General features: G+C 64.2%; 14 protein-coding genes and 1 riboswitch. Of the genes, 5 read left to right on the forward strand and 9 right to left on the reverse strand.

The window, feature by feature from the left end; translation table 11 throughout:
- The first annotated feature begins 60 nt into the window (after positions 1–60).
- Positions 61–1071, forward strand: coding sequence for an N-acetylglucosamine kinase (locus M3B90_RS07375; protein WP_061211261.1), 1011 nt, complete (start codon positions 61–63; stop codon positions 1069–1071).
- Here M3B90_RS07375 and M3B90_RS07380 read toward each other — a convergent pair.
- From M3B90_RS07380 to M3B90_RS07405, 6 genes are all read right to left on the reverse strand, one after another.
- Positions 1059–1454: an ankyrin repeat domain-containing protein gene (locus M3B90_RS07380; RefSeq protein WP_061211262.1), complete on the reverse strand. Its 396-nt coding sequence runs from the start codon at positions 1452–1454 to the stop codon at positions 1059–1061. The two genes, M3B90_RS07375 and M3B90_RS07380, sit on opposite strands and share 13 nt — an antisense overlap.
- A complete protein-coding gene (locus tag M3B90_RS07385; protein WP_259889463.1) occupies positions 1451–3616 on the reverse strand; it encodes an ATP-binding cassette domain-containing protein in 2166 nt (721 codons plus the stop codon). Before M3B90_RS07385 ends, M3B90_RS07380 begins: the two co-directional genes overlap by 4 nt.
- Positions 3613–4221 (reverse strand): ECF transporter S component, encoded by a 609-nt coding sequence (locus M3B90_RS07390; protein ID WP_259889464.1) that lies wholly within the window; start codon positions 4219–4221, stop codon positions 3613–3615. Before M3B90_RS07390 ends, M3B90_RS07385 begins: the two co-directional genes overlap by 4 nt.
- Positions 4218–4862, reverse strand: a complete 645-nt coding sequence (locus M3B90_RS07395; protein ID WP_061211264.1) for an ECF transporter S component — start codon at positions 4860–4862, stop codon at positions 4218–4220. Before M3B90_RS07395 ends, M3B90_RS07390 begins: the two co-directional genes overlap by 4 nt.
- Before the next feature lie 53 nt (positions 4863–4915).
- A riboswitch (TPP riboswitch) is annotated at positions 4916–5021 on the reverse strand.
- Between the two features lie 46 nt (positions 5022–5067).
- A complete protein-coding gene (locus M3B90_RS07400) occupies positions 5068–5652 on the reverse strand; it encodes a hypothetical protein (RefSeq protein WP_061211265.1) in 585 nt (194 codons plus the stop codon).
- Between the two features lie 3 nt (positions 5653–5655).
- A complete protein-coding gene (locus M3B90_RS07405) occupies positions 5656–7650 on the reverse strand; it encodes a M13 family metallopeptidase (protein ID WP_259889467.1) in 1995 nt (664 codons plus the stop codon).
- Positions 7651–7790: 140 nt separating this feature from the next.
- On the opposite strand from M3B90_RS07405, the gene M3B90_RS07410 reads away from it, so the two are divergent.
- Positions 7791–8807, forward strand: coding sequence for a YeiH family protein (locus tag M3B90_RS07410; protein ID WP_259873608.1), 1017 nt, complete (start codon positions 7791–7793; stop codon positions 8805–8807).
- A gap of 70 nt (positions 8808–8877) precedes the next feature.
- Here the strand turns inward: M3B90_RS07410 and M3B90_RS07415 are convergent, their stop codons facing one another.
- On the reverse strand, positions 8878–9699 hold the full coding sequence (locus tag M3B90_RS07415; protein ID WP_259889469.1) for a hypothetical protein: 822 nt from the start codon (positions 9697–9699) through the stop codon (positions 8878–8880).
- A gap of 191 nt (positions 9700–9890) precedes the next feature.
- Here M3B90_RS07415 and M3B90_RS07420 point away from each other — a divergent pair, with 191 nt between their 5' ends.
- Positions 9891–10970, forward strand: coding sequence for an ADP-ribosylglycohydrolase family protein (locus M3B90_RS07420; RefSeq protein ID WP_259889471.1), 1080 nt, complete (start codon positions 9891–9893; stop codon positions 10968–10970).
- A 167-nt stretch (positions 10971–11137) separates the two neighbouring features.
- On the opposite strand, the gene M3B90_RS07425 is transcribed toward M3B90_RS07420, so the two are convergent.
- Complete coding sequence (locus M3B90_RS07425; protein ID WP_259889474.1) at positions 11138–13693, reverse strand: FtsX-like permease family protein; 2556 nt, start codon at positions 13691–13693, stop codon at positions 11138–11140.
- Complete coding sequence (locus M3B90_RS07430) at positions 13690–14415, reverse strand: ABC transporter ATP-binding protein (RefSeq protein ID WP_061211270.1); 726 nt, start codon at positions 14413–14415, stop codon at positions 13690–13692. The genes M3B90_RS07425 and M3B90_RS07430 overlap by 4 nt, the downstream gene beginning before the upstream one ends.
- A 280-nt stretch (positions 14416–14695) precedes the next feature.
- Here M3B90_RS07430 and M3B90_RS07435 point away from each other — a divergent pair, with 280 nt between their 5' ends.
- Both M3B90_RS07435 and M3B90_RS07440 read left to right on the forward strand, forming a co-directional pair.
- The gene (locus tag M3B90_RS07435; protein WP_259889476.1) at positions 14696–15832 is read left to right on the forward strand and encodes a PLP-dependent aspartate aminotransferase family protein; all 1137 of its coding nucleotides are present in this window, start codon (positions 14696–14698) and stop codon (positions 15830–15832) included.
- A gap of 35 nt (positions 15833–15867) precedes the next feature.
- Complete coding sequence (locus M3B90_RS07440; protein WP_101686840.1) at positions 15868–16671, forward strand: transporter substrate-binding domain-containing protein; 804 nt, start codon at positions 15868–15870, stop codon at positions 16669–16671.
- Positions 16672–16684 lie beyond the last annotated feature (13 nt).

The raw sequence follows: 16684 nt of genomic DNA on the forward strand, positions 1-16684 counted from the left end.
AAACTTACCACAACTTGTGGGGTGGATGACATACTGGGCGAGACCGAAAGGACTGCTGACATGCCGATTTCCGTGATTCTGGGTGCCGACGTCGGAGCGACCCACACGCGCCTCGCAATCGAGGGAGCCGATGGGCGAAGTGGCGAGAGTTTCACGCCGGTCCGCGTCGAGGGCGCGGGGTTTAACGTGAGGTCCTCCGGGCCCGACGCGCTCGAGCACTTCGAGCAGACACTTGCGCGCGCCTTCGCCCCGCTCGACACCGGTAGCACCCTGGAAAAGGCCGTCTTCGGCATATCTGGAGCGGGGCCCGCCCGCCACGAGCGCATCGAGGCGCTCGTGCGTGAGGCCGTTGTCTCGCAAGCGGCCTCTCACCACATCCAGGTCGATCCCGCGAGCGTTCGTGTCGTCGATGACCTGTGCACGGCATTCGCGAGTGCCTTCCCGGCATCCGCGTCACGACCCACCGGCGTTCTCGTTCTCGCGGGCACCGGCGCGGCAAGCGTGAGCTATGTCCGGGGCGTGGAGTCGGTGCGCCGTGATGGCATGGGATGGCTGCTAGGGGACGTCGGCTCGGCCGTGTGGCTTGGCAAGCGCGCGCTCGAGGCAGTGGCGGCGGACCTCGACGCGCGCGGGAGCTCGACAGCCCTCACCGACCGTGTATGCGCGGCGCTGGGCTTCAACCCGCGTGACACCGCTGCCCAGCTCGACCCACGCCAAGCGCTCATCCGTGAAGCCTACGACCTGACCCCGGCCGAGTACGGGCGTTTCGCCCCGATCGTGACCGAGCTCGGTCATTTCGGCGAGGGCGAAAGTGACGAGGTCGCACGCGAGATCGTCGCGCAAGCCGTGGACAGTCTCCTCGAGGGGGCCCTTGCGCTCGCGGATCCTCTTCGCGGCAATTCACCCGTGAGTGTCGTCCTCGCCGGTAGTGTCCTCACCGCTCGCGGCCCGATAGGGGATCTCATGCGCTATGCGCTCGAACGCGAGGGGTTCGACGTGCGTGAGGCTGCCTCGCCGCTCGACGGTGCGCTTGCGTTAGCGCGCGCGGAAACACGTCTTCAGAAGGCGTAGGCGCGGGAGAAGAACCGAGCGCTCTCGCGCGCGCTGGGCACTCCCGCATCGGGATCAGCACCAGCTTCGACGAGCACCGCGACCACGTCGTCGAAACCTTTGAATACGGCGCCCGCGAGCGGGCTCTGGCCACGGTCGTTGAGAAGGTCGACGTCCGCGCCGTGCTCTGCAAGCAGCTTCACGAGTGCCGCGTGGTCGTGGTACGCGGCAAGCATGAGCATGGTGTTGCCGTCTGCATCTTGCATGTTGAGGGGAATTCCCGCCTCGATGGCGGGGCGGAGAATATCGAGGTTCCCCTCGCGTGCAGCGTCCATGAGGGCGCGCGCGAGTGCGGCGGCCTCATCGGCGTCGGTACCGGGCTGGGGCGCGGTGTTGTCACTCATGCCACAAGCGTAGCGATGATGGGCGCGGCCAGCAGGACGATCCCGAGTCCCAAGCCCCACGCATCGTGCCACGTGAACCGCGCATCGTGGACCCACGTGCGCCGTTGCGCCGTCGCGAATCCGCGCGCGTCCATCGCGAGAGCTTGGATCTCCGCGCCGCGCAGCGTCGAGACGAGAAGCGCAAACGTTGCACCGGCGTAGAGCGCGAAGGAATTGCGCTGCTGGATGCCCCGGATGCGGCGCGTAAAGACGATGTCGCCCCACTGCGAAAACACGTGTCCGAGCCGCGCAAGGCCCGCACTCATGGCTGCCGCAAACCGCGCGGGAACATGACACTTTTGGGCGAGAGCCTGACCGAAGCGGGTCGGGTCTAGACCTTCAAGAAGGATCGCGCCGGGGCCGACCATGGCGAAGATTCTCAGGCCCTCGACGCCGGCACTCTGCCATGTCGACAGTTCGCCGAGTGGCCTGCCGGAGAGAATCCCGGCCGACCACGCGATGGTGAGCGCCGCGAGCACGATTGGTGCAAGGCGCGCCATGAGCCGGGCTGGAGTGCGCCAGGCGAGAGGGATGAGCGTGAGCGTGAGGATGGTGCCCGTGAGCGTCGGCGCGAGCGTGTGCATTCCGCACGATCCAGCGAAGGCTAAAGCAGCGACCGCGAGGATCGTGAGTGGATTGAGCTTATCGGCAGCGACGGCGCGCGGCGGGTGGGGAACGCGCGGGATTGGGGGAGCGGGGGACGGGTCCGACGGTTGCTGGCACGCGATACTCTCTCGGAGATCGTCACGCCCCGGCGCTGCCTCGAGGGCAATGACTCGGTCGCACGCGCGCACGAGCCGCTCGTCATGGGTGGCCGCAAGAACCGCGCGGCCGCTGACGAGTGCGCGAGCAATGAGCTCAGCCACCGCGCCAAACGCCGCGTCGTCGAGGCCCACCGTCGGCTCGTCGAGCACGAGAATGTCGCGGCCTGAGGCGAGTGCCGTCGCGAAGGCGAGGCGGCGCTGCTCGCCCCCTGAAAGTGTGAAGGGGCCGGCGGATTCGAGGTGGGCGAGGCCTGTCGCCTCAAGCCACGCCCGTGCGGCCTCATCGTCGCTCGGATCCTCGGCGCCGGCTTTCACCTCGTCGAGGACGGTGCGGGCGACGAAGCTCTGCTCGGGGTTTTGCGGGAGCCATGCGGCTCGAAACGGCGCCCTTTTCGCTGCGCGCTTCCCCCTACCCGTACGTTCACGGGTCTCCTCGAGAAGGTAGCGGATCAAGGTCGACTTGCCGATGCCGCTCGGACCCGTGAGCGCGGCGAGTTCCCCGGTGTAAAGCTCGACGTGAACGGGCCCGGCAAACAGCGTGCGGCCCTCGAGCGTCGCGGGAACCTCGAGGTCAATGAGGGCGGTACCCTCGTTGCCTCCTCGCAGCGGCTTTTGTTCGCTGCCGAGCGCACTTTCGCCGCGAGAGTCGTCCGCGCGCCATGCCCCCGCGGGAGCGTCCTCAAGTATCTGACCGCCCGCACCTATGCGGATGACGCGGTCGACGTGGTCGCGCCAGAGCTCCACTTGGTGATCCGCAACGACGAGGGTGAGGCCCTCGGTTGCTTCGCAAATGGCGTCGCGTACCGCGAGTGCCGTCTTGGCGTCGAGCATCGCAAGGGGTTCGTCGAGAGCGATCGCCCCGGCGCCGGTGGCGATCAGGCCCGCGAGGGAGAGGCGCTGCTGCTGCCCTCCAGAAAGGTGGTAGGGGTTGGCATCGAGCGGAGAAGAAAACGCGGCCGCGGCGTGTGCATCGCGCACCATTGCGGGCATGCGTGAGGGATCAACGCTCGCATTTTCCGGGCCGAAAGCGGTATCGATTCCCGTCGTCGCGCCCACGAACGAGTGGACGGGATTTTGCACCATGAGGGCGACGCCCGGCACGGGAGATGCCTCGGGGAGCGGGGCCGAGGGGTCGACCCCTTCCGGTGGGTCCTCGGGAATGAGGCCGCTCAGGGCCTTGAGAATCGTCGATTTTCCCGAGCCGCTCGCACCCGTGAGGAGAACGCGTTCACCCGCATCAATCTGGAGGGAAAGGCCAGAAAGAACCGGGGCCCTACGCCCCGGTGGCGTATAGGTGAAGTCATCGATCCCCACACCCACGGCTCGGCGGGTGGAGGCAAGCGTCGGGCTCTCACTCACCGCTGTGCGGCCTCCTCACGCCCGGGTGCGAAGTTCCCGAGAGCCCCGGTCTTCGCAAGCGCGCGCACGATTGCCGGCGCCGGCAACGCAAGCAGAATGACGCCAGAAATGATGAACAGTGCGAGGTGGGCGAAGCGGAACGGCATGGCCCAGCTCGGGAAGAACACGAACTGCTCCCAAATCCACTGCAAAACCATCGAGATCCAGGCACCTGCGAGAACCCACTTAAACGACGGCTTCGCGTACTTCGTGGCGGCGCCCATAACCTCGAAGCCGATCGCAACGATCGCGCCCGAGATGAGCACCGTCCACCCGAAGTGCGAGCCGAGAAGTGCCTCGATGACCGCGCCAATCCACATCGTGCCAAGTGCCGAGCCCGGTTTGCGAACGATGAGCATCGAGAGCGCCGCCGGCAGAGCCCACGGACCCGCGGCGATGCCCTCACTGGGCGGGAAAAGCGAGAACACGGGCTTGAGTGCGCCGAGACCGGCGGCGTAGGCAAAGAACGCGACGCCCGCGATCAGGCCCATCGATACAACAACGAGAAGATCGATAGTGCGGTAGCGAAAAGCGGAATGGTTATCAGGAGCAGCTGTGGTCATCATGCATCGATTCTAGAACCGCCACGCGGGGCTTGAGAGACGGTAAAGTCCCTGCCCACCGGAAATTGATTGAGCGCGCCGGCCTTCGCGAGCGCCGTGACGATAGCGCGCCCGAGGGCAGCGAGAAGCGTGAGGGCGCTGATCCAGAAGAATACGAGAAGCATGACTTTGTAGCCCGCAGACCACGAGGGGAAGTAGGCGGTGATCTCGTAAAGCCACTCGAAGAGGGTCGACAGAAGCGAGCCGCCAATCACAACCGCAGCGCTCGTACTCGCCCACCCCGAGAGCGCGAACGCGATCTCGAAACCCGCGCCCTGGATGAGGCCGGAGATAAGCGCGCCGACACCGAAGTGGCTGCCGAGGAGCGCCTCGAGGCACGCCGCGATAATTTCCGCGCCGAAGGCAGCGCCTGGGCGGCGAACGATCAACATCGCGACGAGAGCAGGAAGGCACCAGAAGCCAGTGAGGAGGCCCTCGAGCGGGGGGAAAACCGCGGTGAGAGGGGCCACAAGGTTGTACAGGTGCGCGTAGCCGGCAAAGGCGACGCCGAAGGCTACGCCGACCATGACGATCACGACGAGATCAATCGTGCGGTACTTAATGCGCTCGGAAAAGCCCGCTCGCGCTGTGCGTTGATCGGTCATCACCACTCCTTCCACTCGGAAGGGGCATGCCCGTGAAGCGGCGTGGCCGCGGCATGCGAGAAATCCCGACTCCCTACGCCGGTGCTAACCGGATCAGGTTCGAGGGTCAGCGCCCTTTGCGCACTCTCAGCACCGGTCGGTGCTCCCCTGTCTGTTGGATGACGCCCACAAGTGTACAGGCAGGTGAGGGCAGGGCCGCGAGTGCTCAGCGCGCAAATGTGATGGCCTTCGCGATCGCCTCGGCGACCTCGCGCGGGTGCTCGGGGCTGAGCAGGTATGACCCTCCGTCTCGGCCGATGATCTCCACGAGCTCACCGCCGCGGGTGACCGCAAACCGAGTGTCGGCCTGCGGCCCCACAAGCGTGCGAGGTTTGAGCGGCGCCACCGGGCGTACCTCATCCATGCGGGAGACCGTGACTTCGGCGCGCCCGAGCCCGATGTTGCCCACGAGTGAGCCGACCCGTTCCGGTGCAACGACGCGGATCTGCACCGTGCGGAAGTCCTCGAGCGGCCACGTGGGCCGCGCGAGGAAACCGCCGAGCTTCGGCGTGAGGCCACGCTCGTCTACGACGAACCCGATCGACGTGCGCATCCACGCCCATAGTGCATACCCCGCGAAACCGATCGCGAGGAGGATAGCGGTGCCGAGTCCGGGGTCGCCAAAGGTCAGCAACACGAACAGGCAGATTGCCGCGCCGATCACGAGGGTGAGGACGACGCGGGCCCACGCGACCCGCCCCGGCCTCACCCTGCCCTCATACGGAGTGAGGTACTCGTGCTTGTGCGCCATCGCTTACCAGATGCTCACGCGGCGCTCGGGGGCGAGGAAGAGCCCGTCGCCTTCCTTCACCTCAAAGGCGTCGTGGAAGGCATCAATATGGCGCACGACCCCGTTCGCGCGGAACTCCATGGGCGAGTGCGGGTCGATTGTGAGGCGACGAATGGCGTCGGCCTCGCGGTTCTTGCCGCGCCATACCGCACCCCACGAAAGGAAGAGGCGCTGGATGCCCGTGTAACCGTCGGCCCCCACTTCGTGTGCCGCCTCGCCAACCTCGTTGAGATACGCCTTGAGCGCGATCGTGAGCCCGCCGAGATCGCCGATGTTCTCGCCGATCGTGAAAGCGCCGTTCACGTGATGCTCATCCGAGAGATTGCGCGGGCTCATCGCGTCGTAGTCGGCGATGAGTGAGCGCGTGCGCTTTTCAAACTCTTCGCGGTCAGCCTCGGTCCACCAGCTCTTGAGCGCGCCGTCGCCGTCGTACTTGGAGCCCTGGTCGTCGAAGCCGTGGCCGATTTCGTGGCCGATCACCGCGCCGATCCCGCCGAAGTTCACGGCATCATCCGCATCGATCCCAAAATACGGGGGTTGGAGGATTGCCGCGGGGAACACGATTTCGTTCGCGCCGGGGTTGTAGTAGGCATTGACCGTCTGCGGGGTCATGTGCCACTCGCCGCGATCGACGCTCCGCCCAAGCTTTGCGATCTCGTAGTCATGGGTAAACGTCGCGATGTTTCCGACGGTGGCAAGGAGTGAATCGGGATCAATGGTGAGGCTCGAGTAATCCCGCCAGGTCTCGGGGTGGCCGATCTTCGGCGTGAATTTCTCGAGTTTCGCGAGGGCCTTTTCGCGGGTCGCCGGGGTCATCCACTCAAGCGAGGAGATCGATTCGCGGTAGGCGGTGATGAGGGCCTCCACGAGATGCTCCATGCGTTCCTTCGCCTCCGGCGGGAAATACTCGGCTACGTACTTTTCACCCAACGCCTCGCCGAGAGCGGAGTCCACGAGGCTCACGCCTCGCTTCCAGCGCTCGCGGATCTCGGCGGTGCCCGAAAGCGTGGCGCCGTGGAAGGCGAAGTGGGCGTTCACGAATTCATCGCTCAGGTAGGGCGCAGCCGCGTCGATCGCGTGGAGTGCAAGCCACGCGCGGAGGTTCTCGAGGCTTTCGCTGCCCCACAGCTTCGAAATGGCCGCCGTGTATTCCGGCTCGTTGATGTTGATGGTCTCGACCCACTCGGCCTTCGCGCCAGCGCCCTCGAAGTAGGCGTCCCAGTCGAAGCTCGGGAAGGCGTCGGCGCGCTCGGCGACATTCATCGGGTTGTTCGACTTCTCGCTGTCGCGCCGGCGCACGACGTCGACGTGCTCTTTCGCGATGCGAGTCTCGAGATCCATGACGGTTTCGGCCAGTGCGCGCGCATCGCCTTGGGGGAGCCCGGCTCGCCCCGGGAGCTTCGCAAGGTCGGCAAGGGTCGCGAGATAGTTAACGTAGGCCTCGCGGATCGCCCCGTACTGTTCGTCGCGGTAGAACGATTCGTCGGGAAGCCCGAGGCCCGCTTGGCCGATCTGAGCCTGGTAGCGGTCGGGGTTGTTGGCGTCTGTCCACACGTACAGAGCGATGATGCCGGTGGGGGCCGTTGCTTCGCCAGTGAAGCTCGTGAGCGCTGAACGGTCGGCGAGGCCGAGGATCCGCTCGAGCTGCGGCTCGAGATCGCGCGTGCCCACCTCGTTCAAGCGAGCCTCATCCATGAAGAGCTCATAGAGCGCGCCGATCTTTCCCTCATTCGAGTCGGCCGGGGCGTTCGAGGCCGCGGCCTTTTCGATGATGCCGCGCACGCGCTCCTCAGAGAGGTCGTGCAGGCGCATGAACTCCGAGTAGCTCGGCTTATCGGCTGGGATCTCAGCCGAGGCGAGCCACGCACCGTTGATGAAGCCGAAGAGGTCGTCCTGCGGACGAACGGACTCATCGATCTGGGTGAGATCGAGGCCGGTCTGGGATTCGGGCGAGGTCATGTGTCTCCTCCGGGATAGGGGAAATCGGGGTGTCCGACGGTTGCCTCCACCCTAACGATCTGCGGTTTGGGAAGGGTGGATGTGTCACGTTACGGTCCCGAAAATCTGAGCAAGCACGCCTGGATTCCTAGAATGAGGCCGTGCCAGCTTCATCTTCTTCCCGCGTCTCTTCACCCTCTCTCGTGCCCGGACTCGTGCCGTGCGTGCTCGTCGCAGTCCTCGCGGTGATCGTGAACCTCGCTGCACCCGCGGTGAGCCCATTGCTCATCGCGATCGTGCTCGGTGCGCTCCTCACGAACCTCTGGACAATTCCGGAGTCGTGGAGCGCGGGCATCCAGTTCACGGCGAAGAAGCTTTTGCGCGTCGGGATTGTGCTGCTCGGTTTGCAGCTCGCGGTAGGGGACATCCTTTCGCTCGGCTGGCGCGTGATCGTGGGCGTCATCCTCGTCGTCACCCTCTCGATCCTCGGCACTCTCGCCATGGCACGCGCCCTGGGCATCAGCCGCCCACTGTCGATCCTGATTGCGTGCGGCTTCTCGATCTGCGGTGCGGCCGCCGTTGCCGGCGTTGAAGATATCGCTGACGCCAACGAAGAGGAAGTTGCCACCGCGATCGGGCTCGTCGTGCTGTTCGGTACCCTCATGATTCCGCTCGCGCCGCTTGCCGCGCACGCGATGGGCATGGGAGAAAGCGCGGGCGGCACGTGGATCGGGGCGAGCACTCACGAGGTCGCGCAGGTCGTCGCCGCCGCAGGAGCCTACGGTGCCTCGGCCCTCTCGGTCGCAGTGATCGTCAAGCTCACGCGCGTGGTGCTTCTCGCTCCCGTCGCGGTCGCGCTCTCCCTCGCAGCACGCTCACGCGGCACGCTGCGCGAGAGCACAAAGCGCCCGCCGGTCGTGCCACTTTTCGTCGTGGGCTTCCTCGTGATGGTTGGTCTCGGCTCGCTCCACATCATGCCCCCGCAGGCGCTTGCGGGAGTCAAGCTCCTGCAGACAGGGCTGCTTGCGGCGGCGATGTTCGCGCTTGGGCTCGGGGTGAAAATCAAGGGGCTGATCAGCGTCGGCGGGAAGCCCGTTCTCCTCGGTGCCATGAGCACCGTCTGGATTGCCCTGTTGGCGCTCGCCATGGTTGCGTTCTCGGGAGCGATGGGCGCGTAGCAAGCGTCGGAACCGCCCCACCGCGCCCGGCTTTTCTCGACCCGCGCCAGCGAGGATGAGATAGGGAAATTTAGGCGAGCGCGGCTATTCCTGGCGCGAGCACGAAAATGACCGCGAGCGCGGCCGTCACGATGCCGATAGCGAACGGGGCGAACGCCCACGGGGAGTTCTTGCGGCGTTGCGGGCTTAGGCTCTGCACGATAAGCGTTGAAAGGCCCGAGGCGATCGAGAGAACGATCGTCGCGACCGTCATGATGGGGGCCGCTGTCACGAGCGTGCAGGCGCCAAGCTGGAACAGGAACAACCCGGCGATGTCGAGGAAGCGTACGCACATCGCGCGCCGCACCGAAATGCCGCCGTCGAGAATGCTGAGGACAGTCTCCTTCGACCAGTCCGAGGGCCGCGTGATCCGCCGGCGAGAGGCGGCAAGTTGCACGGTCGCGAGGGTCGCCCACACGAGCATCGCTCCCACACCGATCCACAGGCCGAGCGCACCAGTCCACTGCCAACTCAGGGTCACGAGGGCAATCAGACAGACGAGCAGTCTCACGAGTTCCTCAATCGCCACACGGCCCACGAGGAACCATGGCGAGCGGGTCATCGCCGCGCCCTTCTTAGTTCCCACCATGCCCGCCACAAGCATGAGAGCGAGGTGAACGAGGCCAAGGCCGATGCCGAGGAACACCACGCCCGTTGAGGTCGGTGTCGCCGCGAGACTCGCTGCAGCGAGCACGAGAGCGAGAAGCGGGGTGAGCAGCGAAAGTATGGCGAAACCACGCCCGAGCGCGTGAACGATGTCGTTGCCCGTGGGGCCGTGGTCGTGGTCGCTGCCGCACGAGCAACGATCAGTGCCGGGATCCACGTCGTGGGCGGGCTCAGGCGCTGTACTCACACAATCTCCTTGGTCAGCCGGGTACCGGATGCGCCTTCCAAGCGTAGTGAGCCGATGCGCATTTGCCCATTGGGTACAGGAAAATGCGAGAAACGCGGCTTAAACTGGCGTGACCGGTGTGCGCAGGGCGGCGCCAACACCGCCCGTGCGCACACCGCACGAGTTTTCACGGGAACGAAAGGGGATTGAAATTGTCGGACATCGCCCCTTCAACCGAGGCTACGGCGGCCCGGGAACCTGAACGGCCGCACGATCCGCACAGCCTCAGCAAGCAGCAGCGCGAACGCGCACTCGGCGCGGTACTCGGCGCTGCCACGGGCGACGCTCTCGGAGCGCCCTACGAATTCGAGCCTCCCATTGCGGATTCCGACGACGTGGCCATGACCGGTGGCGGGCAGCTCGGCTGGAAGCCGGGGGAGTGGACCGACGACACGGCGATGGCGATTGTCATCATGCGGGCGGCCGCCCACGAGATCCACGGTGATTCGCTCACGAGCGAAAGTTCTCTCGACGCGATCGCCGCCGGCTGGTACCAGTGGTCGCGAGAAACCCCCGACATCGGGATCCTCACCTCGAACGTGCTGCTCGCCGCCCTCGAGACCGCGCAATCGCACGGCAACAGCGTGCCCTCTGGCCGCGACATGCACGAGGCGGCCCGTGCGATCCACAAAGCGCAGCATCACACCGCTGGCAACGGCGGGCTCATGCGCGCCTATTCGGTTGTTCTTCCGTACCTCCTCGCGAGCGAGGACGAATTCGAGCGCGCCGTTGTTTTCGTCAACACGCTTACGCACGTCGACCTCGAGACGATCGAGGCGGCAGTCCTGTGGAGCTTCGCTATTCGTCACGCGATTCTCACCGGCGAGCTCACGATCGATGCTGGCCTTGGCCGCCTCACGCCTGAACGCCGTGACTATTGGAGGGGCCTCATCGCCGAGGCGCACAGTGCTCCGCCCGCGTATTTCGCTCGAAACGGGTGGGTCATTCACGCCTTCCAAGGAGCGGTTTCGGCCCTGTGCCATGCGGGGGATGTTCCCGAGGACAAGTTCGAGCGCCGCGCCTACTTTACGCGCGTCGTCGAAGCGGCGGTGCGCAGTGGAAACGATACCGACACGGTCGCGGCAATCGCGGGTGCGCTCGCGGGCGCCGTCGTGGGCTATAAGGCTATCGATCCCGTGTGGCGGCGTGCGCTCAATGGCTGGCCCGGGTTTACCGAGAAGGACTTGGCGCAGCTCGCTCTGGCGGTGCTTGAGCGATTTGGCGCCTCGTGATTGCTCCCTCCCTCGAGGGGGTAGATAGGTGCTGCGCGGCCCCGTTGCCGGTTTGCCCCTGTGCGTTTCCGCATTGACGCAAAAGACGGGCGGGAAGCAGTGTGCACGCACTGGTTCCCGCCCGTGCCGCGCGTGGGCGCGGCCGCCCTATGGTGTGACGCTGATGCCTACTCGTCTCGCTGCGCGAGTGCCTGGGCCGGTGCCGTCGCGCTCGCCCGCATTCCGGGCAGGATTGAAGCGAGAACGCCTGCGACGAGTCCGGCGAGTAGGATCATGAGGAGATACAGCCACGGAATTGCCGGGTAGAAGTCGAACTCACCCGCGAGAAGCGAGCGTACGCCGAACATTCCGAAAGCGGTTCCTAGAAGCACGCCAACGAGTGAGCCCAGGAAGGCAATGAAAATACCTTCCCATACGAGCATCGCGCGGATCGCGCCCTTCGAGGTGCCGAGCGCACGCATCAGGGCGTACTCGCTTGAACGCTCGATCACGCTCAGGCTGAGGGTGTTCGCGACGCCGACGATCGCGACCACGACGGCAACCGCAAGGAGCGCGACGGTGATCGTGAGGAGCGTCTGGATCACTGTTGCCATCACCTCGCGCTGAGCCCCATCGAAGGACGTTGCCGTGACGGTCTCGGGAGGCAGCTGATTAGAAAGTTCACTCAGTGCGCCGGTGAGTTGGATCGACGTGGTGTGAGCCCTCTGTGGGGAATCGGGGGCCGCGAATTTGACGAAGACCGCTTTGCCTTCGTCGATCCCAAGCCCGCTGAGGGTATCGGGGGCCACCAGGGAAATTGACAGTTTCCCCTTGACACGGACGGTGACTTCGCGTGCACTTCCATCATTCGCGTTGACAGTGACCGTCTCGCCGTCGTGAACATGGAACCGTTCCGCGCGAGCCTTGCCCATGTGCAGCTCTCCGGGCGGTGGAACCTCGATCGAGTCCGACGTAGCGACCTCCTGCAGGTCCTCCGCCGAGGGGGCGTATACGGTCATCGCGCCCGCGTCGAATGGCAGTTCTGCCGTGGGGACCTGGCGAGCGGTGTCCACACCCTCGGTCTTTTGAACCTTCTCGAGGAAACCAGCGGGAAGGTCGGTGGCGGCAATGATGGTGTCGACAGGGACGCGGTCGGTGATGTCATGCTCGAATGTGTTTTGAGCGGTCACCGCACCGGAGGCCATTGTCGCCATGAGAGTGGTGCCAATGATGAGCGCCGACATCGTGATGCCCGTGCGTTTCGGATGTCGCGCAAGGTTCAAAAATGCGAAGCGTGCGCTCGTGAAACCGAGGGCGGAGGCGAGTGCGTTGCCGAGTTTCGCCACCGGCGGGATGAGCGCCGGCAGCAGCCCGATCACACCGACAAGAATCGTGAGGCACCCAAGGAATGCGCACAGCATGGAAATCAGGATCATGAACTCGCTGTCTTTGAGGACAATTTCGACAACGAACGAGCCAAGTGAGACAACGACACCGAGCGCAACAACCGCAGACGCGAAGATCGTGCGAATCAGCGACGCGTGCTTACCGGAGGCGATCTCCGCGGGGCGCAGCGCCTCGAGAGGCTTCACGCGAGACGCGCTGATGGCCGGGAACACCGATGCACAGACCGCGAGGATGAGAGAGGCGAGGATCGGGACGAGAATCGCGAAGATATTCAATCCCGGGACGACGGGTAGAGCCTCGGAGTAGGTGAAGCGGCCCACGAGAAGGAGCGCCCACCAGGCGAGGTACGCGAGGACAATGCCGAGAATTGAGCCGATGATTCCGACGAGCAGTGCGTCGCGAACGATCGCCCACATCGCCTGTCGGCGTTTTGCGCCGAGCGCACGCGCGAGAGCGAACGATCGCCTGCGCTGCGCCATCGTCACGGCGAACGAGTTCGTCACGACGAGCGCGCTCGTCGCGATGGCGATCAGGACGAAGCCTGCGAGAAGCGCCGAGAGCATGGTCACGACGGTCAACGCCATGAGATTCGCCTCTTGCAGGAATTCCGTGACGGTCGCGGCGTCGTACCCGGCAGCCTTGAGGTTACTCACCAACTCTTCTTCGCTCACGCCGGGCTTGGCGACGACGGCGATCGTGTAGTAGTCGGAGGCTTTTTCGGAGGCATCCCCTCCAAGAGCCGTGAGGGTGTCGATGCCCGCGGTGCCGAATGTGAGGGTACCCCCGGGATTGAGGACCTGCGCGAGCTGCGGCTGGCTAATGCCAGCGACGGTAAAGGTAAGCGTCTGGCCGGAGTCGAGCGACTGCACCCCAATCTGGCTTCCAACCTTCAGATTGCGTTTTTTGGCAAACGACGTATCGACGGCAACCTCGTGGTCTCCGCTAGGGGCTTTGCCTTCGACGTAGTGGGCATCAACGCCGGGGCGAACCGCGTCTACCTTGACAAACGTTCCCTTGGAATCGAGTGGGTTTTCTTTGCCTGTCTCTCCCTCGTCGAGTGCGATCGCGAACGTGTTGTCAGTCTTATAGAAGGCGCCGTCGGCACCGTCCACTTTCCCGATGGCCTCGGGTGAGGCGGAAGCGGCGTCGCCCTCTGTGGTAAAAGCCGGCTGTACGAGAGCACTAGCCCCCTGAACAGGTCCCGTGACTTGGGCTTTGACAGCTTCGCCTACAAACCCGACGGCGAGAACAGCAATGGCGATGAAGGCGCTCGTAAGCGCAATCGTGATGGCGGCGGCGAGGTGCCTGCGCCGCGGCTGAAGTTTCAGAGTACTCACTGTGCCTGCACCGCTTTCTGGCCGATGTACTCATCGGCGACGATTCTGCCGTCATGCATGCGAAGGATGCGATCTGCCCTGTGGGCAGCGTCGTCTTCGTGCGTCACCATGACGACGGTGTGGCCGAGAACGTCGACGCTCTCACGCAAGAAGCTCAGTACGGCCTCGGTCGAAGCCGAGTCGAGGTTGCCGGTGGGCTCATCGGCAAAAATGACAGCGGGGCGCGTGACGAGAGCGCGCGTCAGCGCGACGCGCTGGATCTGGCCACCCGAGAGCTGACTGGGGCGGTGCCCGAGGCGCTCGGCGAGACCAAAGCGCTGCACAAGCATCCCGAACCATTGCTCATCCACCTTGCGGCCGGCGAGTTCAAGCGGGAGAAGAATGTTCTCCTTTGCCGTGAGCATGGGCAACAGGTTGAACGATTGGAAGACGAATCCGATTCGGTCGCGGCGGAGGGTTGTGAGCTGCGAGTCCGAGAGCTGAGTGATGTCGACGCCCTCAACCACGATCGTCCCGGAGTCGATTGAATCGAGGCCGGCGAGGGAGTGGAGAAGAGTCGATTTTCCGGAGCCCGAGGCTCCCATGATCGCGGTGAACTCTCCGGCACGGATGTCGAGCCCGACTGCGTTGAGAGCAGTCACCTGGTTGCTGCCGCTTCCGTAGGTCTTGGTGACCCCGCGCGCGCTGACGGCGACGGGAGAGGGGGGAACTGTTGTGGACATGGGTACTCCTCTGAATGTCCGGGGTGGTGTGATCGGTCAGACATTTCCTATTCTTCGCGAGCGTAAGCGCTGAGGCAACAGTCTCGAGGCGCGGATGTTCTGAGGGGATCTCATACTTGAGATTGAGGGGGATTGCGACTTTTGGAGCGTCATAGTGCGTCACAGATTTTTTGGTTTTCGCCAGCGAGACCCCTAGTATTGACATGCTTATGGGGTACATAAGCTATGGTTAACGCTTGTGTGTCCAGCAATCTGAGTTATGGAAGGACTGCGGAGAGACATGCATATTGATACCCGGGCCATTCTCGCGCCGCGCAAAAGCGAGTTTGGGGCGGTAGTGCCGCCCGTCCACCTCTCCTCGACCTTTGAACTCGATATCGACTCGGTGAGCGGTGACTACGCCTATCAACGCGGCTCGAACCCTTCGCGCGCCGACCTCGAGTCGGTCATCGCGAGCCTCGAGGAAGCGAAACACGGATTCGCTTTTGCGACCGGGATGGCCGCAGTGAGTTCGGTTTTCAGCCTCTTGAGCCCGGGTGACGAAGTGCTCTTTTCATCCAACGTGTATGGCGGCACTTTCCGCTACGTCGAAAAGATCTTCCCTCGCGCTGGCTTGACGGGCACGTTCTTCGACGACCTCGGTTCTATTACGAGCGAAGACCTGAGCGAGAACACGCGCATGATCTTCGTCGAAACACCCGGCAACCCCACGCTTCGCGTCGTCGATATCGAGCGCCTCGCGAAGCTCGCCCACGCGCACGGCGCTCTCCTCGTCATCGACAACACATTCATGACCGCGGTCCTCCAGCGACCCCTCGACTTCGGCGCGGACCTCGTCGTTCAGTCCGCGACCAAATTCCTCGGCGGCCACAGCGACCTCCTTGCGGGTGCTGTCACGACGAATGATGACGAGCTCGCCGAGAACATTCGTCTCAGCCAGAAGGTCTTCGGCGGCGTACTCGAACCATTGACCTCTTTCCGGCTTCTCCAGGCCATCAAGACTCTTCCGCTGCGCATCGCCCGTCAGCAAGAAAACGCTGAGAAGCTCGTCGCCTTCTTGAGCGATCACCCCGCAGTCCAGACGGTGCTCTCAGCCGGGTCCTTCAGCGAGGCTGAACGGGAGGTGCACGAGCGTCAAGCCCAAGGTATCGGCGCCGTCTTCTCATTCGAACTCGCGCAAGGCTACGACCTCAAGAAGTTCCTCCATGCGCTCGAAATCCCCTCGTTCGCCGTGAGTCTCGGAGGAGTCGAATCGCTTCTGTCGATCCCGGCGACGATGAGCCACGACGGCATGACGCAAGCCGCACGCGACCGTGCTGGCATCACCGATGGCCTCGTGCGCTTCAGTGCGGGCATCGAGAATATCGACGACCTCCTGGCTGACTTTGCCAAGGCGCTCGACGCCGCGCAGAAGTAGCCACTTTCCCCATCACTCTCATAAAGGAGCTCACTATGTCTCGTTCCATTTCGCGCCGCTCAATCCTTGCGACCTCCGGCATTTCTGCTGCCGCCCTGGCCCTTGCCGCATGCGGCTCGTCCGATGGTGGAAAGCAGGCCGGTGGCTCGGGCTCCGCAGAGGGCGTGCTCAAGGTTGGTGTTGAGGGCGTGTACAAGCCGTACAACTTCCACGATGACTCGGGGAAGCTTGTGGGCTTCGAGATCGACATCGTCGAGGCGATCGCCGAGAAGATCGGCAAGAAGGTCCAATACGTCGAGGCGAAATGGGACAGCTTGCTTGCTGGCCTCGATGCCGGGCAGTACGACCTCGTCATGAACAACGTCGCCGTGACCGATGAGCGCAAGAAAGCTTTTGACCTTACTGTTCCCTATGCACAGACCCAGGGTCGCCTTGGCGTCCCGGAGGGCTCGGACATCACGTCTCTCGCCGATGTCAAGGGGCGCCGCGCGGCGCAGACGACCACCTCAAACTGGGGGCAGGTCATGACGGACGCGGGGGCCGAAATTGTCGCATCCCCGGGCTTCGCCGAATCGGTCGAACTTGTGTCCAGCGGCCGAGCCGACGTCACGGCGAACGAGGTCGTTGCGTTCGACACCTATCTTGAGGAACACCCCGACGCGCCGATCAAGGTCCTGGACGAGAAGCTTGAAACCGAGGTTCTTATCGCCGGGGCGCTCAAGAAGGGCAGTCCTCTCACCGAGAAGATCAACGAGGCTATTACCGAGCTCCTCGACGATGGCACGATCGCAAAGATCGACAAGGACTGGCTCGGGCTTGACCTCACTCCCAAGAACTAAGCGCCCCACGGAG

It is taken from the genome of Dermabacter sp. p3-SID358 (assembly GCF_025147465.1).
Classification (GTDB): domain Bacteria; phylum Actinomycetota; class Actinomycetes; order Actinomycetales; family Dermabacteraceae; genus Dermabacter.